General features: G+C 72.2%; 23 protein-coding genes and 1 tRNA gene. 17 read left to right on the top strand and 7 right to left on the bottom strand.

The window, feature by feature from the left end:
- Positions 1 to 3: 3 nt before the first annotated feature.
- The 6 genes from CLT71_RS26395 (at position 4) to CLT71_RS26420 (ending at position 5,641) form a co-directional block, all read left to right on the top strand.
- Entirely contained in the window at positions 4 to 876 is an 873-nt protein-coding gene (locus CLT71_RS26395; protein WP_101369488.1) for a PH domain-containing protein, read from the top strand.
- A gap of 254 nt (positions 877 to 1,130) precedes the next feature.
- Complete coding sequence (locus CLT71_RS26400; RefSeq protein ID WP_101371794.1) at positions 1,131 to 1,841, top strand: SigE family RNA polymerase sigma factor; 711 nt, start codon at positions 1,131 to 1,133, stop codon at positions 1,839 to 1,841.
- Positions 1,842 to 1,846: 5 nt separating this feature from the next.
- Positions 1,847 to 3,010 (top strand): hypothetical protein, encoded by a 1,164-nt coding sequence (locus CLT71_RS26405; RefSeq protein WP_101369489.1) that lies wholly within the window; start codon positions 1,847 to 1,849, stop codon positions 3,008 to 3,010.
- A 10-nt stretch (positions 3,011 to 3,020) separates the two neighbouring features.
- A complete protein-coding gene (locus tag CLT71_RS26410; RefSeq protein ID WP_101369490.1) occupies positions 3,021 to 3,920 on the top strand; it encodes a PHP domain-containing protein in 900 nt (299 codons plus the stop codon).
- Between the two features lie 40 nt (positions 3,921 to 3,960).
- Positions 3,961 to 4,575 (top strand): MarC family protein, encoded by a 615-nt coding sequence (locus CLT71_RS26415; protein WP_101369491.1) that lies wholly within the window; start codon positions 3,961 to 3,963, stop codon positions 4,573 to 4,575.
- 202 nt (positions 4,576 to 4,777) lie between these two features.
- Complete coding sequence (locus tag CLT71_RS26420) at positions 4,778 to 5,641, top strand: PD-(D/E)XK nuclease family protein (protein ID WP_101369492.1); 864 nt, start codon at positions 4,778 to 4,780, stop codon at positions 5,639 to 5,641.
- Positions 5,642 to 5,669: 28 nt separating this feature from the next.
- Here the strand turns inward: CLT71_RS26420 and CLT71_RS26425 are convergent, their stop codons facing one another.
- A complete protein-coding gene (locus tag CLT71_RS26425; RefSeq protein ID WP_101369493.1) occupies positions 5,670 to 6,095 on the bottom strand; it encodes a Fur family transcriptional regulator in 426 nt (141 codons plus the stop codon).
- Positions 6,096 to 6,306: 211 nt separating this feature from the next.
- Here CLT71_RS26425 and CLT71_RS26430 point away from each other — a divergent pair, with 211 nt between their 5' ends.
- A complete protein-coding gene (locus tag CLT71_RS26430) occupies positions 6,307 to 6,789 on the top strand; it encodes a DUF2231 domain-containing protein (protein WP_101371795.1) in 483 nt (160 codons plus the stop codon).
- A gap of 52 nt (positions 6,790 to 6,841) precedes the next feature.
- Here CLT71_RS26430 and CLT71_RS26435 read toward each other — a convergent pair whose 3' ends face one another.
- Positions 6,842 to 7,186 carry a translation initiation factor 2 gene (locus CLT71_RS26435; RefSeq protein WP_101369494.1) on the bottom strand — a complete coding sequence of 115 codons (345 nt, stop codon included), beginning with the start codon at positions 7,184 to 7,186 and terminating at the stop codon, positions 6,842 to 6,844.
- Positions 7,187 to 7,279: 93 nt separating this feature from the next.
- Here CLT71_RS26435 and CLT71_RS26440 point away from each other — a divergent pair, with 93 nt between their 5' ends.
- Entirely contained in the window at positions 7,280 to 7,465 is a 186-nt protein-coding gene (locus CLT71_RS26440; RefSeq protein ID WP_101369495.1) for a hypothetical protein, read from the top strand.
- Positions 7,466 to 7,537: 72 nt separating this feature from the next.
- Here the strand turns inward: CLT71_RS26440 and CLT71_RS26445 are convergent, their stop codons facing one another.
- The 3 genes from CLT71_RS26445 to CLT71_RS26455 form a co-directional block, all read right to left on the bottom strand.
- On the bottom strand, positions 7,538 to 8,179 hold the full coding sequence (locus CLT71_RS26445) for a flagellar biosynthesis protein FlgA (RefSeq protein WP_143743625.1): 642 nt from the start codon (positions 8,177 to 8,179) through the stop codon (positions 7,538 to 7,540).
- A gap of 176 nt (positions 8,180 to 8,355) precedes the next feature.
- On the bottom strand, positions 8,356 to 8,757 hold the full coding sequence (locus CLT71_RS26450; RefSeq protein WP_101369497.1) for an FmdB family zinc ribbon protein: 402 nt from the start codon (positions 8,755 to 8,757) through the stop codon (positions 8,356 to 8,358).
- A gap of 151 nt (positions 8,758 to 8,908) precedes the next feature.
- A complete protein-coding gene (locus CLT71_RS26455; RefSeq protein ID WP_101369498.1) occupies positions 8,909 to 9,523 on the bottom strand; it encodes a 5-formyltetrahydrofolate cyclo-ligase in 615 nt (204 codons plus the stop codon).
- Between the two features lie 83 nt (positions 9,524 to 9,606).
- Here CLT71_RS26455 and CLT71_RS26460 point away from each other — a divergent pair, with 83 nt between their 5' ends.
- From CLT71_RS26460 to CLT71_RS26490, 7 genes are all read left to right on the top strand, one after another.
- Positions 9,607 to 12,603: a GGDEF domain-containing protein gene (locus CLT71_RS26460; protein WP_486483460.1), complete on the top strand. Its 2,997-nt coding sequence runs from the start codon at positions 9,607 to 9,609 to the stop codon at positions 12,601 to 12,603.
- Between the two features lie 9 nt (positions 12,604 to 12,612).
- The gene (locus CLT71_RS26465) at positions 12,613 to 13,569 is read left to right on the top strand and encodes a UTP--glucose-1-phosphate uridylyltransferase (RefSeq protein WP_101369499.1); all 957 of its coding nucleotides are present in this window, start codon (positions 12,613 to 12,615) and stop codon (positions 13,567 to 13,569) included.
- Positions 13,570 to 13,591: 22 nt separating this feature from the next.
- Positions 13,592 to 14,911, top strand: a complete 1,320-nt coding sequence (locus tag CLT71_RS26470) for a molybdopterin molybdotransferase MoeA (RefSeq protein WP_101369500.1) — start codon at positions 13,592 to 13,594, stop codon at positions 14,909 to 14,911.
- Between the two features lie 142 nt (positions 14,912 to 15,053).
- Positions 15,054 to 15,638, top strand: a complete 585-nt coding sequence (locus CLT71_RS26475) for a GNAT family N-acetyltransferase (RefSeq protein ID WP_101371797.1) — start codon at positions 15,054 to 15,056, stop codon at positions 15,636 to 15,638.
- 215 nt (positions 15,639 to 15,853) lie between these two features.
- Positions 15,854 to 16,789, top strand: coding sequence for a divisome protein SepX/GlpR (gene sepX, locus CLT71_RS26480; RefSeq protein WP_199187727.1), 936 nt, complete (start codon positions 15,854 to 15,856; stop codon positions 16,787 to 16,789).
- Positions 16,790 to 16,886: 97 nt separating this feature from the next.
- A tRNA-Ala gene (locus CLT71_RS26485) sits at positions 16,887 to 16,963 on the top strand.
- A gap of 770 nt (positions 16,964 to 17,733) precedes the next feature.
- Positions 17,734 to 18,996 (top strand): ATP-binding protein, encoded by a 1,263-nt coding sequence (locus CLT71_RS26490; protein ID WP_101369501.1) that lies wholly within the window; start codon positions 17,734 to 17,736, stop codon positions 18,994 to 18,996.
- A gap of 234 nt (positions 18,997 to 19,230) precedes the next feature.
- Here CLT71_RS26490 and CLT71_RS26495 read toward each other — a convergent pair whose 3' ends face one another.
- Together CLT71_RS26495 and CLT71_RS26500 are read right to left on the bottom strand one after the other, a co-directional pair.
- Positions 19,231 to 19,779 (bottom strand): hypothetical protein, encoded by a 549-nt coding sequence (locus CLT71_RS26495; protein ID WP_199187728.1) that lies wholly within the window; start codon positions 19,777 to 19,779, stop codon positions 19,231 to 19,233.
- 145 nt (positions 19,780 to 19,924) lie between these two features.
- Positions 19,925 to 20,764: an NAD(P)H-binding protein gene (locus tag CLT71_RS26500; RefSeq protein ID WP_101369502.1), complete on the bottom strand. Its 840-nt coding sequence runs from the start codon at positions 20,762 to 20,764 to the stop codon at positions 19,925 to 19,927.
- 108 nt (positions 20,765 to 20,872) lie between these two features.
- On the opposite strand from CLT71_RS26500, the gene CLT71_RS26505 reads away from it, so the two are divergent.
- Positions 20,873 to 21,235 carry a winged helix-turn-helix transcriptional regulator gene (locus tag CLT71_RS26505; protein ID WP_101369503.1) on the top strand — a complete coding sequence of 121 codons (363 nt, stop codon included), beginning with the start codon at positions 20,873 to 20,875 and terminating at the stop codon, positions 21,233 to 21,235.
- A gap of 219 nt (positions 21,236 to 21,454) precedes the next feature.
- Positions 21,455 to 23,485 carry a helix-turn-helix domain-containing protein gene (locus CLT71_RS26510; RefSeq protein WP_486483461.1) on the top strand — a complete coding sequence of 677 codons (2,031 nt, stop codon included), beginning with the start codon at positions 21,455 to 21,457 and terminating at the stop codon, positions 23,483 to 23,485.
- Positions 23,486 to 23,505 lie beyond the last annotated feature (20 nt).

Genomic DNA, 23,505 nt, shown 5'->3' on the forward strand with positions numbered 1-23,505 from the left:
CCCATGGGCAATCCGTCGGGTGAACCCCCTGAGCCCGAGGGCGACGACGAACGTCGACGGCGCGAGCGGGACACCGAGCCGATCCCCCGGGTCCGACCCGACGAAGGGCCGGAGTTCGGTACCGGCCCGGACTACGCCGCCGGTCCCTCCTATTCGGACGGTCCCGCCTACTCCGAAGACATCGGGTACGGCGGCCGGGCCGGCACCCGGGGCTGGGTACGGGACCCGGACCAGGGACCGGAGATCTCCGAGGAGGAGCTCGCCGGACTGCGGGTCGACGCCTCCGGGATGCCGCTCGGCCCGCGCCGGGTGCTGCCGCTGGAGGACGAGCCGACCTCGCTGGTGGCCCGCTATCTCTTCCCGACCGAGCGCTACCGGGGCGAGTGGAAGCGGCACAAGATCTATCTGGCCACCCCGCTGCTGATCGGCCTGCTCGCCACCTTCGTGCTCGGCTACCTCTCGGGCTTTCTCGCCGGGCAGGAGGTCGGCGCGCTGACCACCGTCGCGGTGCTGATCTGGCTCGGCATCATGGGCTGGGTCGCCTGGAAGGTGGCGGACTGGTATTTCGACCGGTTCATCCTGACCAACAAGCGGGTGATGGTGGTCAACGGGATCATCACCCGGCAGGTCGCGATGATGCCGCTGCTGCGGGTCACCGACATGAAATACGAGCAGTCGCCGCTCGGCCGCGCCCTCAACTACGGCACCTTCGTGCTGGAGTCGGCCGGCCAGGAGCAGGCGCTCCGGGAGATCAAGTATCTTCCCAACCCCAACGAGCTCTACCTGCGCGTGGTCGAGGAGATGTACGAGCCGCAGGCGGTGGAGGCCCGGCTGGGCAAGGAGGCCGAGGAGGCCAAGGCCGACGACGGCGCCTGACGACCGGCCGACGTCCCAGGGCCGCTCGACGGCTGGACGGCTCGACCGCTCGACGGCTGGACGGCTCGACCGCTGGACGGTTGGACGGCTGGACGGCTGGACAGCGGTGTGACGGTGGCGACGTGGCTGGCGACAACCGTGCGCAAAACGGCGGTTCCCTGCCCGAACATCGAGCTGAATCGCACCTTTCCGCCGTAGACCTGCGGGTCGGGGCTGTGGCAGCCTTTCGATGGCACAGGCGGGGGGAGGCGGGAGTGGCGCCGAAGCACTCGGTGGAGGAGGAGTTCCGCGAGTTCGTCGCGGCCCGCTCGGCTGCCCTGCTGCGTACGGCGTACCTGCTCGCCGGGGACTGGGCGACCGCCGAGGACCTGTTGCAGACCGCGCTGACCAAGACGTACCTGGCGTGGAAGCGGCTCGGCGAGATCGAGGCGGTCGAGCCGTACGCCCGACGGGTCCTGATCAACACGGCGACCAGTTGGTGGCGACGGCGCTGGCACGGCGAGCGCCCCACCGAGGTGCTGCCCGAGCGGCCCGCCCCGGACCAGATCGAGGAGCAGCTCGAACGCGACCGGCTGTGGCGGCACGTCCGGACCCTGCCGGTCCGGCAGCGCGCCGTGCTGGTGCTCCGGTTCTACGAGGATCTCACCGAGGCGCAGACGGCCGCGCTGCTCGACATCTCACCGGGCACGGTGAAGAGCCAGACCTCCCGGGCCCTTGCCACGCTCCGCCGCCGGCTCGGTGCCGAGGCCGACAGCCGGGCGCCGCGGGGCGAGGAGTCGCTGGCCCCCGTACCCCTCGGCGGGGCCGGCGGCGACGACGGCCGGTTCGGGCCGGCGCAGCAGGCGTTCGCCCAACGTCAGGCCACCCCGCCGGAGCTGCTGAAACCGCGTCCGGCCGGGACCCGGCGGCCGGCCGCCCTCGCGGTGCCGGCCCCGCCGGTTCCGGCTGTCGGAGCGGAAGCGTGACGGCCATGCTGGAAGATTCGCTGCGCGACATGTTCGCCACCAGGGTCGACACGCCGCCGGTGGCCGACGACCCGGCCGGCAGGGTGATCCAACGGGGCCGGGTCGTCCGCCGTCGCCGCGCCGTCGGCTCGCTGGCGGCGGTGGCGACCGCGCTGGTCCTGGTCACCGCCGGCGCCACCTCGCTCAGCGGCAATTGGCTGCTCGAACGGCCGTCCAGCGGGCCCGCCGGCTTCGGGGCCGACTCGCTGGCCGACGTCACGGTCGGGCCGGTGGAGCCGCCGCCCCCCGGCCGGGAAACCGGGGTCGGACTCGACATCCGCAGCGGCGACGAGCTCTTCGGCGCCGACGGCCGGCGGTTGAGCCTGGCCGGTGTCGGCGAGGTGACCCGGGTCTACCAGGTGCCGGGCGGCTGGGTCTACGCCGGGGCAAGGCAGGTCAGGTTCCTCCGGCCCGACGGCACCTCGCTGGCGCTCAGCGGCGAGGACGACAGGTGGGTGCTGAGCGCCGACGGCGACCGGTTGGCCTTCCAACTCGGCACGACCCTCTACCTCGCCCGAATCGGCCCCGCCGGACTGGCCCTGATGGACCACGTCGAGGTGACCGCCGGCAGCTGGCCGGTGGCGATCACCGCCGGCCGGGTGGTGCTCTCCGACGGATCCCGGGGGTACGGCTTCGTCGACCTGGCCCAGCCGGCCCGACAACCGACCCGCAACGCCGACGTGACGGCGATCTACGGGGTACGCGCCGACGGCCTGGTCGGGCTGGTCCGCCAGGAGAGCGGAAACCGGCGCTGCCTGGCCAGCCTCGAAGCGACCGACGGCAAGCTGCGACCGGTGCGCAGCGGCGGCTGCGGGCTGGGCCTGCGCGCCGACGCCCCCGACGGGGCACTCGCCCCGGGCGGCCGGTGGCTCGCCGAGCGGCGCGGCGCCGAGGTCGTGTTGATCGACATCGACGGGGTACTCGACGGAAGCGACGCCGTCGTCGCCTGCCCGGCCGCCGGTGACCTGCCGCCGGTCTGGGCCGACGACCGTACGGTGGTGACCGGAGACGAGAAGCAGGTCGTACGCTGCCGCACCGACGGTACCGAGGAGATCGTGCCGCTGCCCGAGGGCGTCTCGGAGAAGTGGCAACTCGTGCCGAGGCTGACCGCCCCGGCCGACGGCCGGTAGCCTCGGGCCGGTGACGTCCCGCCAGCCCGAGGCGCCCGACCAGGCAAGCCCGGTCCGGATCGACCTGCACACCCACTCGACCGCCAGCGACGGCACCCTCAGCCCGGAGGAACTCGTCCGGGCAGCGCGGGCGACCGGACTCGACGTACTGGCCATCACCGATCACGACACCACCGGAGGTTGGGAGCGGGCTGCCGCCGCCCGGCCGCCGGGACTCACCCTGGTCCGGGGCGCCGAACTCTCCTGCCGCTGGTACGGCACCGAGCCGTCGATCCCGCTGCACCTGCTCGGCTACCTCTTCGACCCGGAGTCGCCGGAGCTGGTCGCCGAGCTGACCCGGGTACGCGCCGCCCGGGAGGTACGCGGCGAACGCATCGTCGAACTGCTCCGGGCCGACGGCATCCGGGTCGACTGGGCGGAGATCAAGGAGGCCGCCGGAGGTGGCACGGTGGGCCGGCCACACATCGCGCAGGCGCTGATCCGGGCCGGGGTGGTGGGTACGACCGCCGAGGCGTTCACCCCGAACTGGCTCGGCGAACGCTACCGGCTGCCCAAGGACGACATCGACGTGTTCCGGGCGGTCCGGCTGATCCGGCAGGCCGGTGGGGTGCCGGTGATGGCCCACCCGAGGGCGACCAGGCGGGGGCGGATCGTCCCCGACTCGTTGATCGTCGAGCTGGCCTCGGCCGGGCTGGCCGGGCTGGAGGCCGAGCACGAGGATCACTCGCCGGCCGAGCGGGATGCCGTACGGGCACTCGCCGCCGAACTGGGACTGCTGGTCACCGGCTCCTCAGACTTCCACGGCACGCACAAGACCGTCCGGCTCGGCGCGCACACCACCGGGGTCGAGGCGTACGAGCGGATTCTCGCGGCCGGCACCGGGGTGGGGGTACTGGCCGACCCGGGCTGACCTCGGCGGACGCCGCCCGGCGTACGGTTAACGTGATCACGTGAACATGAAGCTGCTCGGCGAGGTCACGCTGACCCTGCTGGTGATCACGGACCCACCGGGCATGGTGCCGATCTTCCTCGCCCTGACCGGCCAGATGCCGGCCCGGGAGCGGGTACGCGCCGCGTGGCAGGCGGTGGCGCTCGCCCTCGGGGTGATCGTCGTGTTCGCGGTCGCCGGGCAGACCCTGCTGGACTACCTGCACATCGACCTGCCGGCGTTGCAGGGTGCCGGTGGCCTGCTGCTGGTGCTTGTGGCACTGGAACTGCTGACCGGCAAGGCCGACGACCCCGGCCAGCAGAACACCTCGAACATCGCCCTGGTGCCGCTCGGTACGCCCCTGCTGGCCGGTCCCGGCGCGATCGTCGCCACGATGCTCTTCGTACAGCGCGCCGAGGGTACGGCGGACTACCTGGCGATCGCGGTCGGCATCGTCGCGGTGATGGTGGCGGTCTGGCTGATCCTGCGTTTCTCCGGGATCGTGGTCAGGGTGCTCCGGCCGGCCGGGATCGAGGTGCTGACCCGGATCGCCGGCCTGCTGCTCGCCGCGATCGCGGTGCAGTTGATCGCCGACTCCGTCGCCGCCTTCGTCACCGCACACCTGAACGGCTCCTGAGTCCGGCCACCGTGAGGGGTGTCCGTTCGGTGCAGATGACCTCTCGGCCGGTCGTCACGGGGACGGGCCGGGGGGAGGGTGGTGGATCGACGGGGGTGTCGGACCGGCATGGCAGGATCGGGGCGTGCGAAGGCCATCGTCCGCAGGCAGCCGGACTCCTCGACCACGCGGCGCCCAGCCCGAGCAGTTGGGGTTCGAGGGGATGCCCGAGCGCCTCTTCGTCTGCACGCCGAGCAAGCTCGGCGCGTACACGGACTGCCCGCGCCGATACCGCTACTCCTATGTCGACCGGCCCGCACCACCCAAGGGGCCGCCCTGGGCGCACAACTCCCTCGGCGCGAGCGTGCACACCACACTGCGCAACTGGTACGCGCTGTCGCCCGACCGTCGCCGTCCAGAGGCGCTGCCGACCCTGCTCAAGGGCACCTGGGTCCGCGAGGGCTACCGCGACGAGGAGCAGGAGCGGGCGATCTTCCGCCGCGCGCTGGAGTGGCTGGAGTCCTATGTGGAGACGCTCGACCCCGGTGACGAGCCGGTGGGGGTGGAGCGGGTGGTGGCGGTCAAGACGGCCGTGCTGGCGTTCAACGGTCGCGCCGACCGAATCGATTCGCGCACCGGCCCGGACGGGCCGGAGTTGGTGATCGTCGACTACAAGACCGGGCGTACCGGCCTGGACTCCGACGACGCACGTGGCTCCCAGGCGCTCGCGCTCTACGCCTACGCGGCGGAGCGGGTATTCCGCAAGCCGTGTCGGCGGGTGGAACTGCACCACCTGCCGAGCGGCACGGTGGCCGGGCACGACCACACCGAGGAGTCGCTCGCCCGGCAACTCGCCCGAGCCGAGGAGACCGCCCGGGACATCATCGCCGCCGAGCGGGAGGTCGCCGACGGTACCGACCCGGACGAGGCGTTCCCGGTCTCGCCCGGCATCCGGTGCGGCTGGTGCGACTACCGCCGCAGCTGTCCGGCCGGCGCGGACGCCCCGGAGCGGGAACCCTGGTCAGCGGTGGAACGAGCCCTGGCACCGGTCGATCGGGGCGACGCCGGGCACACCGAGACGGCGTGACCGGCAGGGCCGGTGGGGACAGCCGTGATCAGTCGTCGGTGGCGCGGCGCGACTGGCAGGCGGGGCAGAGGCCCCAGTAGGTGACCTCGGCCTCGTCGACCTCGAAGCCGTACGCGGCCACCGGGTCGAGGCAGGGTGCGGAGCCGACCGCGCAGTCCACGTCGGCGATCTCGCCACAGCCCCGGCAGACGACATGGTGGTGGTTGTCCCCGACCCGCGCCTCGTACCGGGCGGGTGAGCCGGCCGGCTCGATCCGGCGGGAGAGCCCAGCCCGGGAGAGCGCACCCAGCACGTCGTAGATCGCCTGGGTGGAGACCGAGTCGAGCCGCTGCCGAACCCGCTGGGTGATCTCCTCCACCTCCAGGTGCCCGCCAGCGGCCAGCACCTCGAGAACGGCGAGGCGCGGCCGGGTGACCCGAAGGCCCCTCGACCGGAGCAGTTCCTCGCCAGTCATCCCACTATCACAGCACGTCGATGGGACCCCAACAAGGCGGACGCGAGTCGATCGTGGCGCCCACCACACGTACCCGTTGTCACACCGGAGGTGGAACCCGGGTGAACCGACCCGGCTCGATGCCCGTGTACCGGTATAGGTCACGGCTGACGTGATCGAATCCTCGTACCGTCCATTGGCTCCCGGCGGGAGCGGTAGCAAGGAGGCGTCGGTGTTCAGGGAAGTCATGGGTCTCCCGGCACACGCGTTGCTGGTGCACGCGGCCGTCGTCTTCGTGCCGCTGCTCGCGTTGATCTCCACCGGGTACGCCGTGCTGCCCCGGTTCCGCAGCCGGCTCGACTGGGCGGCGGCGGTACTGGCGGTGGTCACGCCGGTCGCCGCCTTCTTCGCGGTGGAGTCCGGTGAGGAACTCCAGCAGGTGCTGGTCGCCAAGGGCTACGGTCCGGAGATCCTCCAGAAGGTGGAGGAGCACCAGGGCTACGGCGAACTGACGCTCTGGTGGAGTATCGCCCTCGGCGTGGTGACGCTCGTGCTGCTCGTGCTGACCAGATTCCGCACCGGGGAACGGTCGATGCCCGGGTGGCTCGGCCTGCTGTTCGGCGCGGTCGTGGCGGTGCTCGCCGCGATCAACGTCTGGTACGTCTACCTCACCGGCGACACCGGCGCCGAGGCGGTCTGGCAGGGCGTCCTCTGACCGGGTGTTCTCTGGACAGGCTGCCGTTCGGTCAGGGTGCTGCCGTTCGCAGTCAGAACAGGGCCCGGGAGCAGAGCAGGCACATCAGCACCAGTACCACCGCACCGCCGACCAGGCCGACGCCGTAGGTCAACGTCCGGGCGCTCCCCTCCTCGGCGTCCAGCGCGGCGTGATCCTGACCCGGTAGTGCCCGGGGCGCCGCCGGCTGTACGTGCAGCGGGGGACGCCAGCCCGCCGGTGGGGTGATGGTCGGCGGCGGGCCGGGGTAGTGGGCTTCGGGCCGTACCGGTGGCGGGGGCGGCGGTGACCCTGGGGTGGACTCCGGGGCGTCGGCGGGCGGTCCGGTGGGTCGACGCCAGAAGGCGTCATCGGCGGAGTTCCCGCTCTGCGTCGTCACGCTGTCCGACGCTACCAACCTGAGCCCTCCCCGGCCGCGCGCCCGCTGTCACCGACGGGCCTGTCGACCGACCGCCCCGGGTACGCTTGCCGGATGTCCGGGGCGGAGAAGCAGCACAACACGAGTGTCGGGCGGGACGACGACCGGCCGGTCGCGTCGACGGGTGACCGTCGGGTGCTGCCGGAGCAGTCGGTGGACGACACCGACCGGGGCTGGGGCGAGCGGCCGGAGTCGAACGACGAGCGGCTGCTGGCCGAGCGTCCGCCGCACTGGGGCTGATCTCCCGATCGGGTGCCCTCGCCACCGGCCGACGCGTCTCGCCGGGACGGTGACCACCCGCCGGGACGGTGACTACGAGCGGACGATGATCGCGAATCGGGTGGATTCCGGCATGCCGACCGCGCGGTGGGCCTGCTCGGGCCGGAGCGCCAGGTAGATCGCGCTGGCGGCGCCGTCGGTCTGGCCCGGTCCGAGTACGTCGAGTACCAGTACCCGGGTCGCCAGCACACTCGGCTTCGCCGCCCGACCTGTCTGGTCACCACCGGGCGCCGCGAGCAGGTCCACCCGGGCTCCCGGCCGGGCCACGGTCAACGCGGCAGGTTCGGCGAGCCGGATCGGCACTCCGACGGTCCCCTCCGGCACCGGCACCCCGCTCGGGGCCGCCGATCCACCCGGTCCACCTGGCCCACCCGGCGATCCGCCGGGGTGTGCCGCCGAGCCGGTTCCCGCCGCCGGGCTGGCACCGGTCGGCCCGGCAGGCCCGGTGCCGGCGGGCGGCCCGGTCGACCGGGACGGGGTGATCCCGCCCCCGGCCAGGCTGGCCGACGGCGGGGGACAGGACGACGTCGGCTCGCGCAGATAGAGCGCACCGAGCGCCAGCGTCAACAGGGCGGCCACCAGCAACCAGCGGAGCATCGAGCCGGCACCTGGACGTGACCAGCGCGCCGGGCTCAGCGTGGCGTCACGGCGGGTGGGCGTACGGTCGAGCGCCACGGCGAACCTCCCTCGCCCGGCGGCGCCAGCGAGGTCGGCGCCGTCCGGTGCGCAGCAGGCTAGGCGAGGACGCCTCGGGAAGGCGGCGGAAAAGTCACAGCCTGTGGATAACTCTGGGGGCTGTGGATAACTCTCCGGCCGTGCCGGCCCGGTGCCAGCGGGAGGTCGCCAAGCCGTCAGGTCGTGCTGGTCGAGGAGGTGGACGCCGCCTTCGGCTTGCTGGCGGAGCCGCTCGACGCGCCGTTGGACGAGCCGGACGCCGTACCGCCGCCGCTCGTGCCGGTGGAGCTGGACGTGCCAGTGCCGGTCGAACCCGAGTCGCCGCCGGAGCCGGACTTCGCGGAGTCGCTCTTGGTGGAGTCCGACTTGTTCGCCGTGGAGCCGCCACCCTCCGAGCCGTTGCTCCGGGAGTCGGTCCGATAGAAGCCGGAGCCCTTGAACACGATGCCGACGGAGTTGAAGATCTTGCGCAGGCGACCCTCGCACGCCGGGCACTCGGTCAGCGGCTCGTCGGTGAAGGACTGCACCGCCTCGAGCTGGTGGCCGCACTCGGTGCAGGCGTACTGGTAGGTGGGCACGTTCCCCTCCGGATCTTGCGGCCTGTTGGCACTCGACGTATCCGAGTGCCAATGGTGCGGCATCGTACCCGCTTTCGTCCAGCCGAAGTGTCCAGGCCGACGCCGGACGGTACGTCGACCCGGCCGCCGTCAACCGGACCACCGGCCGCCGTCAACCCGACCAGACGTGCCGAAGGCCGCCGGAAGGAGTGATCACGGCCCGTACCGGACGATCATGACCGGTCGCCGGTACCGCGTCGACCAACTCGCCGTCGTGCAACAGCGCCACCGTGAGGGCGCCGGGATCGACCCGCGCCAGGGCCCGGTCGTACGAGCCGCCGCCGCGACCGAGCCGGACACCGCGCCGGTCGACGGCCACCGCCGGTACCACGACCAGCTCCGCGAAGCCGATCGCGTCCCGCCCGAGCCGGTCGGTGACGGGCTCCCGCAGCCCTCGCCCGGCCGCGATCAGGGAACCCGGTCCGGCGTACGGCGCCCAGTCCAGGTCGAGATCCGGGCGGAGTACCGGCAGCAGGAGACGCCCGGTCGGGCACAGCGCGTCGGCCAACTCGTCCGGCAACCGGGCTCCACCCGGCTCGCTGCCGACCGGCACGTACCCGGTGACCAGTTGGGGTCGTACCCGCTGGACGAGGGCGCGGAGTTCGGCCCGGAGGCGCTCGGCGGCGGCGAGCCGGGCCGGAGCCGGCAGCGCCCTGCGCCGGGCCAGCATGGTGGTCCGGAGCGCGATCTTGCGCGGGCCGACATCCTCATCCGAAAAATCCGGCACGTAACACTCCCGGGGGCAGGCCGGTTAACCAAAGCGGTTGGGTCAGCATCGCAGCATCGGGTGCGGAGCTTCCGGGGGGATGAGTGACGCTGCGCGGACGGTTGACCACAGCTTTCCTCGCCGTCGTGCTCGGGCCGGTGCTGCTCGGCGCGCTCTCCGTCGCCGGTACGGTCGCCACGGCAAGCCGTCACCAGGCCGAACACCGGCTCAACCTCGCCGCCGACGCCGTTGGTACGGCGATCGGCGCCCTCTGTCGACAGTTGCACGCCACGGCGGGCGCGTTGGCCGTACTCGCCGATCCGACCAGCCGGACCGGCGCGGCGGGCGAGGTGGTGACCCGAGGGCTGGCGGACGCGGTCGTGATCACCGGACCCGCCGGTACCGTCGACTTCGCCACCCCGGCGGCACCGCCCCGCCCCTGGACGTCCTGTGACGGTCCTGCCGGCCCCGGCCCCGGCCCGGCGCCCCGCGCCCTGGCGGCCCGGGTGGAACTCCGCAACGGCGCGGGATCGCTTACCGGCGCGGTCTGGACCGCGCAGGTCCTCGACGCGGCGTTCGTCCGCCGGCTCGCCGCGGCCAGCGGAACCGCGGTGACCCTGCTGCGCGAGGTGCCGGGACCAACCGCGAGTTCCCCGGCTCCGCCGCCGTCGAATCCGGTCCCCGGACCGGACCCCGTCCCCGAACCGGGACCCGCGCTTCCGGTTCCCGGACCCGCCGGCACCGCCCCACCCCGAGCCGTCCCGTCGCCGGCCACCGTTCCGTCGCCACCCGCCATCGCGTCGCCACCCGCCATCGCGTCGCCACCCGCCATCGCGTCGCCACCCGCCGTCGCGTCGCCACCCGCCGTCGCGTCCCCACCCGCCGTCGCGTCCCCACCCGACGGACCGTCGCCACCCGCCGGCCCGTCGTCGGCCACCGGCTCCACGCACACCGTTTCCTCGTCCGCAGGTACGTCCGCAGGTCCGTCCGCAGGTCCGTCTGCGGGTTCGTCCGCAGGTCCGTCCGCAGGTCCGTCTGCGGGTTCGTCTGGCGGTGTTGTGCTGCCCGGCAGTTTGGCACCGGACGCAGGACCGCAGGGAGGCGAGTCGCCGAGCACCGAGTCGACCGGATCCCGGGCCGCCGTACTCGCCGCCGCCCGCCGGATCTCCGGAGACAAGGTCGTCCAGGCCAACGGAGGCCGGTACGTCCGCCGGGTCGGTCCGGCACCCGGGCAGCCCCTGCCGCTGGTGCTGTCGGTACCCCGGGATCCGCCGACGACCCGGTACGGACCCCTGGCGATCGTCGTACTGCTCGCCGGGGTCTTCGCGGTACTCGCCGCCGGCCGGCTTGCCCGGTCTACCACCCGACCACTGGCCGAACTGGCCCGAGCCGCCGACCGGGTCGCCGAGGGTGACCTGGCGACCCGGGTGCCGGTCCGGTCCCCTGACGAGGTCGGCCGGCTCGCCGACAGCTTCAACCGGATGACCCGGGAGGCGGAGTCCTACCTCCGGGCGCTGGTGGTCAGCCGGCACCAGTTGCGCGAGCAGCTCGCCGTCATCGGTGACACCCTGGCCAGCTCGCACGACCTGCATCGGATCTTCCAGCTGCTGCTCCGGGCCGCGATGGCGGCGACCGGGGCCCGGGCCGGAGTGGTGCTGCTACTCGACCCGAGGACGGGAGTACTGGTCAGCCAGTGCACCGAGGGCCTCGACCGGCGCGGCATCGGGCTCGACCGACCGATCCCACCCGACGCACCGGCCACGTCGACCGACGACCGGCAGCGGCACGGCGACCCACCGCCGCTGCGGGTACCCCTCGGCAAGGGACTGCTCGGCACGGTCGTGGCCACCGGTGAGCCGCGCCGGGGTCGGCTGGACCGGGACGGGCCGCGCCTCTACGGCCGCGAGCCGCGCTGCCGGACGTACGTCGCGGTGCCGCTGCCGTCCTCCGGTACCGCCGGCCAGCCGGGGTACCCGGGGGCGGAGCCGGGGACGGGTACGCCGCCGCTGCGCCCGGCGACCGTCGGCTGGCCGAGTACCGGTGCCGAACCGGGTACCGCCGGTCCGGGGCTGGCGCTCGGGGCGGGGCGGATGCCGGCCGGTGGGCGTACCGCGGTCGGGGTACTGGCCCTCTACGACCGGCTCGGCGCGGACGAGTTCGACGACGTCGACCTGGTCACCCTGGGTACCTTCGCCGAGCATGCCGCGGTGGCGGTGGAGAACGTCCGGATGCACGAGGAGGCGCAGCGGCTGTCGCTGACCGACCCGCTGACCGGGCTCTGGAACTACCGCTATCTCAAGGAGTCGATCCGGCGGGAGATCGAACGGGCCAGCCGGTTCGGCCGGATGCTCAGTGTGCTCGCCCTCGACCTCGACCGGTTCAAGGAGGTCAACGACACCTACGGGCACGCGGCCGGGGACGCGGTGCTGGCCGAGTTCGCCCAGCGGATCCGGGGTGCGATGCGGGAGGTGGACCTCGCCTTCCGGCAGGGCGGCGAGGAGTTCGTGGTCCTGCTGCCGGAGACGGACGCCCGGGGCGCTGCGACGGTGGCCGAACGCCTCGGTGCGGCCGTCCGGGAGACCCCGATGGTGATCCGGCCCCGGCCCGGCGCGGTCGCCCCGGTCCGGGCCCTGGTCTCGGTCACCGTGTCGATCGGGGTCGCCGTCTACCCCGACCACGCCGCCACCGGCCAGCAACTGCTGGTCGCCGCCGACGAGGCGCTCTACGCGGCGAAGGCGGCCGGCCGGAACACGTACCAGATGGCCACGGCCGGTCAGATGGCCACGGCCGGCCAGACGGGCGTGGCCGGTCAGACGGTCTCGGCGGGTCAGACGGTCACCTCTGGCCAGGTGGCGGCGGCGGCCGGTCAGCTCGCGGCGACCGGCGTCCGGCCGACCATCGAGGAGATACCGGTCCGGGCCGGCGCGGCGACGCCGGACGACGGGCTGCCCTGGGCCGGCGGCCGGCCGGCGCTCGGCGCGGGCGGCGGCTGGCCGACCCGGGCGGGGCGGCCCGGCGCAGACGTACCGGTCAGCGCGGACGGCGGCCCGGACGGCGCGTTATCCGGGCCACAACCGCCGCGCCAGGGCCGTGGCCGATAGTCTCGCGACATGCCGGAGAACGCAGCTACCCCAGCCAACTCCTCGACGTCGACGGCCGGACGAAGGGCCGTGAAGGCGGTCATCCCCGCCGCCGGCCTGGCGACGCGGTTCCTTCCCGCCACCAAGGTGGTGCCGAAGGAACTGCTGCCGGTCGTCGACCGTCCGGTGTTGCAGTACATCGTCGAGGAGGCGGCCCAGGCCGGTATCGACGACGTACTGCTGATCACCGGCCGGGGCAAGACCGCGATGGTCGACCACTTCGACCGCCGGCCCGACCTGGAGGCGCGGCTGGAGGAGAAGGGCGACCCGGAGCTGCTGGCCGCGGTACGCCGGCCGGGGGAGTTGGCCCAGATCTACACCTGCCGGCAGCCGGAGCAGCTCGGCCTCGGCCACGCCGTCGGGTACGCCGAGACGCACGTCGGTGACCAGCCGTTCGCGGTGATGCTCGGCGACGAGTTCGTGAACCTCTCCGAGCCGCTGCTGCCGGCCATGCTGGACCTCCAGGCCCGGACCGGCGGCATCGTGCTGGCCTTCTTCGAGGTGCCGCCGGAGGAGACCAAGCGGTACGGCATCGCCTCGGTGGCGCCGGCCGACCGGAGCCTCTCCGACCTCGGTGAGGTGGTCGAGGTGACCGGGCTGGTGGAGAAGCCGAAGCCGGAGGACGCGCCGAGCAACCTGGCGGTACTCGGCCGGTACGTGCTGCCGAGCGCGATCTTCGACGCGATCGGGCGTACCGGAAAGGGCAGTGGCGGGGAGATCCAGCTCACCGACGCGATGGGTCTGCTGCTCAAGGAGGGCATGCCGGTGCACGCGATCGTCTACCGGGGTACCCGCTACGACACCGGCATGCCGCTGGGCTACCTCCAGACGGTGGTGCAACTGGCCTGCGAGCGGGAGGATCTGGGTGCGGAGTTCCGGCAGTGGCTTGGCGAGTTCGTCGCCTCCGACGCCGGCCGCCGCACATGACGGCCCCCGGTGAGGTGACGGTGTGACAGCGACGGCCGATGCCGAGGCGGCCGCCAACGAGCTGACGCCGCTCGCCGACTACCTGGGCAGCGTGCTGCGCAGGTTGCGGGCGCTTCCCCCGCTCGACCTCGACCTCACCCAGGCGTACGGCAACGTGCTCGCCGAGGACGTCGTGGCGCCGCACGCCTATCCGGCCTTCGACCAGGCGGCCATCGACGGGTACGCGGCGCGCTGGGAGGACATCTCCGGCGCGGGGCGTACCGGCGGCGTGGCCGGTGGTTACGGCCCGAGCCGGCTCGGCGACCCCCGCCCGGTACGCCTCAACGTCGTCGGCGACCTCGGCGCGGCGAGTTGGCGACCGGTACGGCTGACGCCCGGTGCCTGCTTCTCGGTGGCGGCCGGTTCGCCGCTGCCGATCGCCGCCGACGTGGTGGTGCCGGTGGAGTGGACCGACCAGGGCATGGCGGCGGTGGAGATCTTCCGGACCCCGAAGCGCGGCTACGGGCTGCGCCGGGCCGGGGAGGAACTGCCCGCCGGTACCCTGCTGGCCCGCTCCGGCTCCTACATCTCGCCGGCCCTGGTCGCGGTCTTCGCGGCGACCGGCATCGGGCACGTGGTGGTCCGGCCGAGTCCCCGGGTGGTGATCGTGGCGACCGGCGACGAACTGGTCGACGTCGGCCGGGCCAGCCAGCCGGGGCAGGTGGTGGACATCAACTCGCACGCCCTGACGGCGGCGGCGGCCGAGGTGGGCGCGCTGGCGTACCGGGTGGGCATCTGCGACGACGACCCGGAAGGGCTGCGCGGCCTGCTGGAGGACCAGACGCTCCGGGCCGACCTGATCATCACGACCGGCGGTACCGGCGCCGGGCCGGGTGACATGATCCGCCGGGTACTGTCCCGTCGCGACGGTGGCCGGGCCAGCCCGGTGACCTTCATGGAGGTCGCCCTCTATCCCGGAAGCGCCCTCGGATTCGGTACGGTCGGAGCCGAGGAGGTGCCGGTGGTCTGTCTACCCGGTGAGCCCGGCGCGGCACTGATCGGCTTCGAGGTGCTGGCGAGGCCGGCGATCCAGTTGCTGGCCGGCGCCGAGCCGGTGTTCCGGCCCAGTGTCCGGGCACACCTGCTGGAGACGGTCTCCTCGCCGTCCGGGCTGCGGGAGTTCCGGCCCGCGCACGTTGCCGAGCGGCGCGGCGGGGGCTACACGGTGCAGCCGCTGCGCGGTGGGCCGTACACGCTCTCCGGGCTGGCCGAGGCGAACGGCCTGGTGGTGCTCGGCGAGCGGGTGACCAGCGCGGCGGCCGGCTCCACCGTGGACGTGCTGCTGCTGGACCGGCGCCGGTGACAGGGCTGCCACACTGGCGGGTCGGTGCGGGAAACCGCGCGAGTGTGTTGACGAGGAGGCGTGGGTTGCCGACGGGACACCGGGCGTGAACCTGGCCGCGACCCCGGGCTGGCCGGTCGTACTCCGGGACGGGGCGGTGCTGATGCGCCCGTACCGGCGGTCGGACGCGACGGCCTGGTCCGAGGTGCGCTGTGTCAATCATGCGTGGCTGGCGCCCTGGGAGTCGTCCCCGCCGGGTCGGTGGGACGAGATGAACTCACCGGCGGCGTTCCGCTGGGTCTACCGCGACCAGCGCAAACTGGCGCGTCGCGGCGAGAGCATGCCGTTCGCGGTCTGCCTGGTCGAGGGGGGCCGGGAGCGGCTGGTCGGGCACCTCAACCTGGGCAACATCGTGCGCCGGGCGTTCTGCTCGGCGTACGTCGGCTACTGGGTGGACAGCCGGGTGGCCGGGCGCGGCGTGATCCCGACCGCGTTGGCGCTCGCCGTCGACCACGCGTTCGGGTCGGGCGGGCTGCACCGGATCGAGGTCAACATCCGGCCGGAGAACGGCCCGTCCAGGCGGGTGGTGGAGAAGCTGGGCTTCCGCGAGGAGGCGTACCACCCCCGCTACATGCACATCGACGGTGCCTGGCGCGACCACATCGGGTACGCGATGACCAGCGAGGAGGTCAGCCGGGAGGGTGGCCTGCTGGCCCGCTGGCACCGGCTGCGCGCCGCCGCCTCCTGAGGCCGCCGTACCGTCATGTTGATCTCCTTAGTCGCAGGTCGGCCGGCGCGCCGCACGATATTCCTGGTGTGTCCCCGTAACCTGAAGTAATCGGGACGTGCGGCAACGTCGGACGGACCCGCGGCTCCGGGAGCCGGTCCGCGCCTGCCGTGGACGCCTCCGGCGGTGCGGGAGGTGCTCGTCCGGTCGGTTGCCCAAGGTGGGTGACGGGAGGGATGAGGGTGCCGGCCTCGGTGCTCCTCGCCGTCCTCGCCGCAGCCGGTCTGCTCGCCCTCGCGCCGGCACTGGTCCGCCGGTACGACGCCACGGAGCGGCTGGCCGCGGAGCGGGCGCAGTCGACGGCGCGGGTGCTCCAGCGCCATCGACGGCGCCGGAGTGTCCCGGGGCGGCAGCCGGTCAACCCACCGCGTACCCGAATCATCACCCTGCGTGCCGGTGTGTCGTCGGCCGACGGCGCCGCCGAGCCCGTCTCACCGGCTGCCGGCCCCGGCTCACCGGTCTCCGGGCCACCCGCCTCCTCCGGCCCGCCTGTTTCCGGCTCGCCGGACTCCCGCTCGCCTGTTTCTGGGGCGCCTGTCTCCGGTTCGCCGGTCTCTGGGGCGCCGGTCTCCGGGGCGGCCGGGAATGGTCGGCGGAGCCGTCGGCTGCGCTCGGTGCCCCGGACCCCGGGACCGGCCCGCCGCCGGCCGCCGCCCGCCCGGCACACCCCGGCCGTCTACCGGCGGCGCCGGGTCTTCGCCGCCCTGCTGCTGCTCAACTTCGTCGAGCTGGTCGGGGTGGTGCTGGTCAGCCCCGGCTTCTGGATCGGCTTCGCCACCACCGGCACGCTGCTCGGCGCCTACCTCGTACACCTGCGCAGCCGGGCCATCGCCGACCGTCGGCGGCGGCGGGCGGAGGCCCGGGAGGCGGCCTGGCTCGCCGCCCGGCAGGCGGAGGTCCGGCGTGCACAGGCCCGCCGCGCACAGGCCCGTCGGGAGACGCAACGTCGGCTCGCGGCCCAGCGCGAAGCGGTACGCCGGGCGGCGCTCGGGATGAACCGGATGGCCGACCTGCCACCGGCGGCCAGTGGGGGCGGCCGGGCGGCGGGCACGGTCTCGTATCGGCGGGCCGGTGGCCTGCGTGGGCGGCCCTACGAGGCCGGCGGACGGTGACCGTGCCGTCTGACGTGTCGCCTGGGGCTGGTTCGCGCTCGGGGCAGCCGACCTGTTAGCCTTGGCGCCGGCTCGCCGTTCTGGGTGGGTTGGTCAAGGGGCTGTGGCGCAGACCGGTAGCGCACCTCGTTCGCATCGAGGGGGTCAGGGGTTCAAATCCCCTCAGCTCCACCACGAAACACCGGATCAAAGGGCGAGTTCCCGGTCTACGGGAACCCGTCCTTGATGTTTGACCGCCGTTTGACCGTCGTTTGACCGCCGGACAGAGCCCCAGACCGCGGCACAGGGCGGCAGAACTCGAGCCGAACGGCTGGGTTCGACGGAGGCGGTGGCCCCAAGCGTGAGGTTGCACAGCGGTCGAGTGCCCCCACGATGTGCGTCACCGTGCGCGGCTCATAGCTCCCGCCCGTCACTTTGACGGGCGCTGTGCGTTCATGAAGACGTGGTTCGCTGGATGCTGAAGTAATTGCTAGCTACAGGTTGCGTCCCGGTTGTGAGAGAACTTGACCGCTAGCACTCCTGGCGTTGAAGGGCTGACGCCAGCACCGATCCGCAGCGCATCGATCCACCGGCACGTAAAGAACCTCTGGCGGATTATCGAACCGGACCTGGACGTCCGCGAAGCCGGTCGGTACCTCCTGCTGGCTGGCACGGGTCACCCGGGTCCGTAAGACCACCTGTCCGACGACAGCCGCCGGCGGCTCGTCCGTGACCTTCAGCAACATCAGCGTGCTCACCGCCAGTTGACCAAGACTGTGGCAAGTCAGTGCAGCCAAGCCAGGTGGCGGTCCGGCGATGTTCCTCGTCGATCAGCGTACCGCCGCAAATCGAACGCCAGAGGCCCGCGAACCGAACATCGCCGGGCCGCAGATCGAAAGTAGGTCTGCCCGCAGATCGAAAGCAGGCCTACCCGCAGATCGTAATCCCGCCGGTTATCATGACTCGTGCCCACACCGCACTTGATCCCCCGCCATGCCGCCGCGCAGGTCGACGCAGCGCTCGCTGACACCCGCGTCGTGCTGATCAGCGGAGCACGTCAAGCAGGCAAGAGCACCCTGGTTCGCATCGTCGCGGGCGACCGGCTCGCCGAGCGCCGCGATCTCGACCGGGCGCAGGACCGGGCCGCGGCGATCGCCGACCCGGTTGGTTTCGTGGACTCCGCCGAACTGCTGGTGATCGACGAGATCCAGCGCGCTCCGGAACTGCTGCTGGCCATCAAGGCGGCCGTCGACGAGGACGTTCGTCCCGGCCGCTATCTGCTCACCGGCTCATCGCGGCTGTTCGGCATGGTGGCTGCCCCGGACGCGTTGCCCGGCCGGATGGAAACCGTCGAGCTCTGGCCATTTTCACAAGGTGAACTCGACGGCGAGCCGGACGGATTCGTCGACGCCGTCTTCGCGCTCGGCCCCGAACTGCGACACGAGTCGGACGTGACCCGCGCCGACTACGCGGCCAGGATCGTGCGAGGCGGCCTGCCCGAGGCCACGACCCGCGTCGACCCGCGACGCCGCCAACGGTTCTTTGACGCGTATGTCCAAGCGCTCATCGATCGCGATGTGCGACAACTGTCCGACATCCAGCACAAGGGCGAGCTGCGCAAGCTGGTGCGCCTACTCGCCGCCAGATCCGCGACCATCATCGCCGCCAACGCCTTCGAATCCGCCCTCGGACTGAGCCGCCCGACGATCGCACGATACTTCCAGGTACTGGAAGAGATCTTCCTCATCAAGCGGATCCCCGGTTGGTCCCGAAATCTTGGCACCCGTTCAACTGCCGCGCCGAAACTGATCTTTGTCGACTCGGGCATCGCCGCCAACGAGATCGCGACCGACGCCCGCGCACTGCTCCGGCCGGGCGCGTCGTTTGGCGCATTGCTCGAATCATTTGTCTTGTCCGAACTGTCGCGCCAGCTCACCTGGTCGGAGCAGTCTGCCGAACTCTCCCACTACCGCGACCAGAGTAGGTACGAGGTCGACGCGGTGCTCGAGAACAGATCCGGGCATGTGGTCGGGATTGAGGTCAAGGCAGCCACAACCGTCGGACCCGACGATTTCCGCGGATTACGCCGACTCGCCGACCGCCTCGGCGACGACTTCATCGCCGGCATCGTCCTCTACACCGGGACCTCGACACTGCCGTTTGGTGACAGGCTCCGCGCATTGCCGGTCAGTGCCTTGTGGCAGATTGCGGGCTCACGGACAGGCTGACCGGGGCGCTCGCCTCCGGCGGCGACAGCGCCAGTGCGAGCATCCGCGCCGGGTCGAAGTCCGCCGTCCGCTTGTCCGTGGCGGCCCACGTGCAGCCCGTCATCGGCGTCGGGCACCGACCCCGGCCCTGATCTTCTGCTCCGAAATCCTCGAGTTCTGGTCCAGCAGCGCCACTCTGACCGATAGAGGCAGGGCCGAACCGGCGGTGGTCTTTCTTGGACCACCAGGTCCACGTCACCGACCGAGCCAGCCTTGGGCGGCGCGAGGTGGAACCCCGCCGTACTGGCTCATCTGCGACTCCGCCAGAGACAAGGCGTCGTGTTCAGGTGTCATACAGGCCGTTCCACGGGGGGCGAAGCCAAGGTCATCGGGGAGGAACTCGGCGTGGTCCTGTCCGTCATAGAGTTCGGACTCGTCGACGAGTCCGAAGACATGTCCCTCGGCCTCGACGTGAAACAACCTGATGGCGATGTCGCCGAAGGCGCGTCCGGGCAGCGCGTCGAGCCAGCTGGCGAGGCGGGCTTGGGCCTTATCGATCGAGGCGGCCTCGTGCTCGCTGGTGCCGGTGAACCAGATCTGCGAGTCGGTGTGACAGCCGTGGTGGTCGAACCTGTGCAGCACGGCGTACCACCGTTTGAATCGGTGCCAGTCGGAGTTGGCCCCAGCGCCGTCTTCGAGGGTCGCCGTGACGGAGCCGAAGAACTGCCCGCCGTCGTACGTGCCGATGGTGTCGGTGCGGTAGCCGGGCTCGTACGAGATCGGCACGCGCTCGGGAATCGCCATGGTCGAGAAGCTAGTGCCACGGTCCGACAGGTCTTGATCGGGCGGATCCGCGCCATGCAGAGGCAGGCGGCCTCCCGCTGAGGGCCGGACAGCCGCTCAGGGCTGGCCGGCCATCAGTCGGTGGGTGGCTCACCGGCGCGACACGTCAGCGGAAGGCATCGATGTTGCGCGCGGCCCAGGCGGCGAAGGGGCGTGGCGATCGTCCCAGGACCTCCGCCACGTCCGGGCTGATCCGCTGCTCCCGTGCGGTCGGCGCACCGAGGATCGCCAACGTACCCTCGACCACCGGTGGCGGCATGAACCGCAGCATCTGTTCGCGGGCCTGGTCCGGCGTCTGCTCGACGAAGCCGATCGGCTCGCCGAGCGCGGCGGCGAGATCGGCAACCCGTTCGCGCGGCGTGCTCGGTGCCGGGCCGGTCAACTCGTAGATGCGGCCGTCGTGCGCGCCGTCCCGGAGGGCGGCAGCGGCTACCTCGGCGATGTCGTCCGGGTCGACCACAGGTAGGCCGACGTCGCCGAAGGGTGCGGCCACCGTCCGCTGAGCCCGGATCTGTTCGGCCCAGGCGAAGGCGTTGGAGGCGAAGCCGCCTGGACGCAGGATCGTCCAGCCGAGGCCGGAGCGACGTACGAGGTCCTCGATGGCTTGCAGGGGCGCGTGCGACGCCGTCCCCGGCCGCGTACCTACCGCTTGCGAGGACTGCAGCACGAGGCGCTTCACGCCACCGGCCGTGGCGACCCGGAGGATCTCGGGCATGTCGAGATGCGCCCCGGCGCCCTCTACGAGCAGGAACAGCGCTTCGGCACCGGCCAGCGCAGGGCGCAGGCTCTCCGGCCGCTCGAGGTCCGCGTGGTGGTGGACAACCCCGTCCGGTACGGCGACCGGGCGTCGTCCGCGGGACACCGCCGTCACCGCGGCACCCGACCCGGCGAGGATCGACAGAAGGGTACGGCCGACGTTTCCGGTGCCGCCTGTCACGACAAACATGTCTCTGTCTCCAGTTCGACCGCGTCGTTCGCGCGGCTGGAGGAGACGTTAGTAGCGTCGATATAGTAGGTACCCAGAGGATAGTAACGGGTTTGTGATGGAGGGCACATGGAACGGTCGGCGGACCCTGAGCTGGCGTGTCCGGTGGCGCCAGTAGTCGATATCGTCTTCAGTCGATGGACCACGCCGATCCTGTGGGCACTCCACGAATACGGTCGGCAGCGCTTCGTGGAGCTGGAGCGCCGACTGAGCAACATCACCCCGAAAGTCCTCACGCAACGGTTGCGCCAACTCGAACGCGACGGGCTGGTGGCACGCACCTACCACGCCGAGGTGCCGCCCCGAGTCGAATACGAGATCACCGAGCTGGGTGCCAGCCTCGGCCCGCTCTTCGCGCACCTGGCCACCTGGGCCGACACCCGCCTCGCGGAGGTGGAGCGTGCACGGCGCGCCTACGACGCCGGGCGATGAGCCTGCGCCGACCTGATCACGCTGGTTGCGAGCCGGACGTTCACCGGGCAGCGTCGATGACAGAGTGGTGAGCTGGGCAGATCGGAGTGTTCCTCACCTTTGTTGTCCGATCCGTCCTTGACCACCGTGTCGGCTAGCTATCCTCACGGTGACGGCTGCGATCCGGAGAGTACTGGACTGACGCCGGTTGTCAGGAAGCTGACCAAAGGTGAGTTCTTGGTGCCCGAGACGCCGTTGACCAACCGTCCCAAGATGCACACCGGTGGCTCGTCGCCGATGACCTCCACCGAACGCTGCGTACTCCGGGCGGTCGCGATCATGGACGCCCCGTGCAGACTCTGGCTCCTCGAACGGCTGGTCACGCCGTCGGGTACGGCGCCGGGACAGTCCGTCGAGATGGCGGTGGACGAGCTCGTCTCCCGGCACCTCCTCGTCGACACGGCCGACGGCCTGCGGCTGGCCTCGCACCGACTCTCCGACAGCATCCTGAGCACCAGCCCGCTGTCCGTACGTCGGGCGCTGCACGAGAGGGCGGCGGTCGTACTCGCCGCCGCCGGCCACCCCGTCCAGGCGACCCGGCAACTGCTGCGGGCGATGCCGGTGACGGGCCGGGCCGCCCGGGTGGTGGCCACCCGACTGCTCACCGACCCGGCGGTGAGCCCGGCACTCGCGGCGGACCTGCTGCTCGCCGACGAGGCACCCGGCGAGCCGGGCCGCCGCATGGACTGGCTCGTCGTCACCGCCGACAACCTCTTCCTGGCCGGGCGGATCAGCGAGGCGCTGACCCTGCTGCACGACGAGGTGGCGGCCGACCGGTACGGGCCGCGTCAGCGGGGTGTCCTGCTCGGCCGGCTCGGTGCGTACTACGCGACCCAACGCCCTTCGCTGGCCATCGCCTATCTGGAACAGGCGCTGGCACAGCCACCGGACGCCGCCACCCGGAGCTGGACCCTGGCGATGCTGGCCTCGGTGGCGGCCAGGTTCGGCCATCCGGAGACCGCCCAACTGCTGGCCGAGGCCGAGTGGGCGCATGCCGCCGCGCCGGACGCCGGCAGTGGGATCCAGTTGGCGATGGCGCATGCCGCCAGCGCCTCGGGTGCCGGCCAGCTGCCGCGCGCCGGACAGATCCTGCGGGAGGTGGACGCCGGGGAGCCCGCCGCGCGGTCCCAGGCGGTTTTCCTGCGCCTGGACCGGATCGCCAATCAACTCGCGCTGGGTCGCTTCGACGATGCGCGGACCGCCCTCGACACGGTGACCACGGAGATCGAAACCCTCGGCGTGGTGGCGCAACCGCTGCTCATCGCGCTGGACTGCGTCGCCCGGGTCGCGATGGGGGAGTTCTCCGAGGCGGAGGCGCGGGCCCGACTGGCGCTCAAGGGCCCGGGCGGCGATGCGTTACCGGACGAGGCCCGGGTCAGCCTGCTCGCCACTGTGGTGGAGGTCCTGCTGCGCCGGGGCGAGGTGGCCGTGGCCCGCGCGCTGCTGGCACCGGAACATCCGGCAACGGACTGGCCAAACAACATGCAGTGGTTCCGGTTGGGCTGCGCCGTCGCCGGAGATCCCGAGCCGGGACGGCACGACACACTCGTCCGGGCCACCCTCGACATGTCGAACTGGTCGTTGGCTCCGCTCCTACTGGTGCCGCACCACGGGCCGCGCCTGGTCCGTGCGGCACTGCTGCTCGGTGACAGGCAGCGGGCCGAGCTGCTCACCAGCCATCTGAAGCGGGTCGCCGGCAGGACGAACAACCGGCTCTGGCAGGGCATCGCCCACCAGGTCGACGGGCTCACGTCCGGTGAACCCGCCGCGCTGCGCACAGCGGTGGCCCGGCTGCGCACCACCTCCGCGCGCCCGGCCCTGGCCGACGCGCTGCTCGACCTGGCGAGTTCACCCCAGCTACCTCGGGCGGAGGCGCTCACCGCCCTGGACGAGTGCGCCGCGCTCTACGTGCGGCTCGGCGCGGACGGCGACCAGGACCGCGCGCGGCAGCTCGGTCGCGAGATCAGCGACGGCGGCGGGAGTTGTCCCCCGCCGCCGCGCATGGGCCTCGACGCGCTCACCCCGGCCGAGTCCCGGGTCGCCGAACTGCTGGCCGGCGGAGCGACGAAACAGCAGGCCGCCAGCGAACTCTTCATCTCGTTCCACACCGTGGACACCCACCTGCGCGCGGTCTACACCAAACTCGGCGTACGGAACCGGGTGGAGTTGGCCCGGGTGTGGGACACCAGGGACGCGGACGACGAACAGTAGCGAGCCGCCCCCCGCCTCAC

This window comes from Plantactinospora sp. CNZ320, assembly GCF_002846275.1.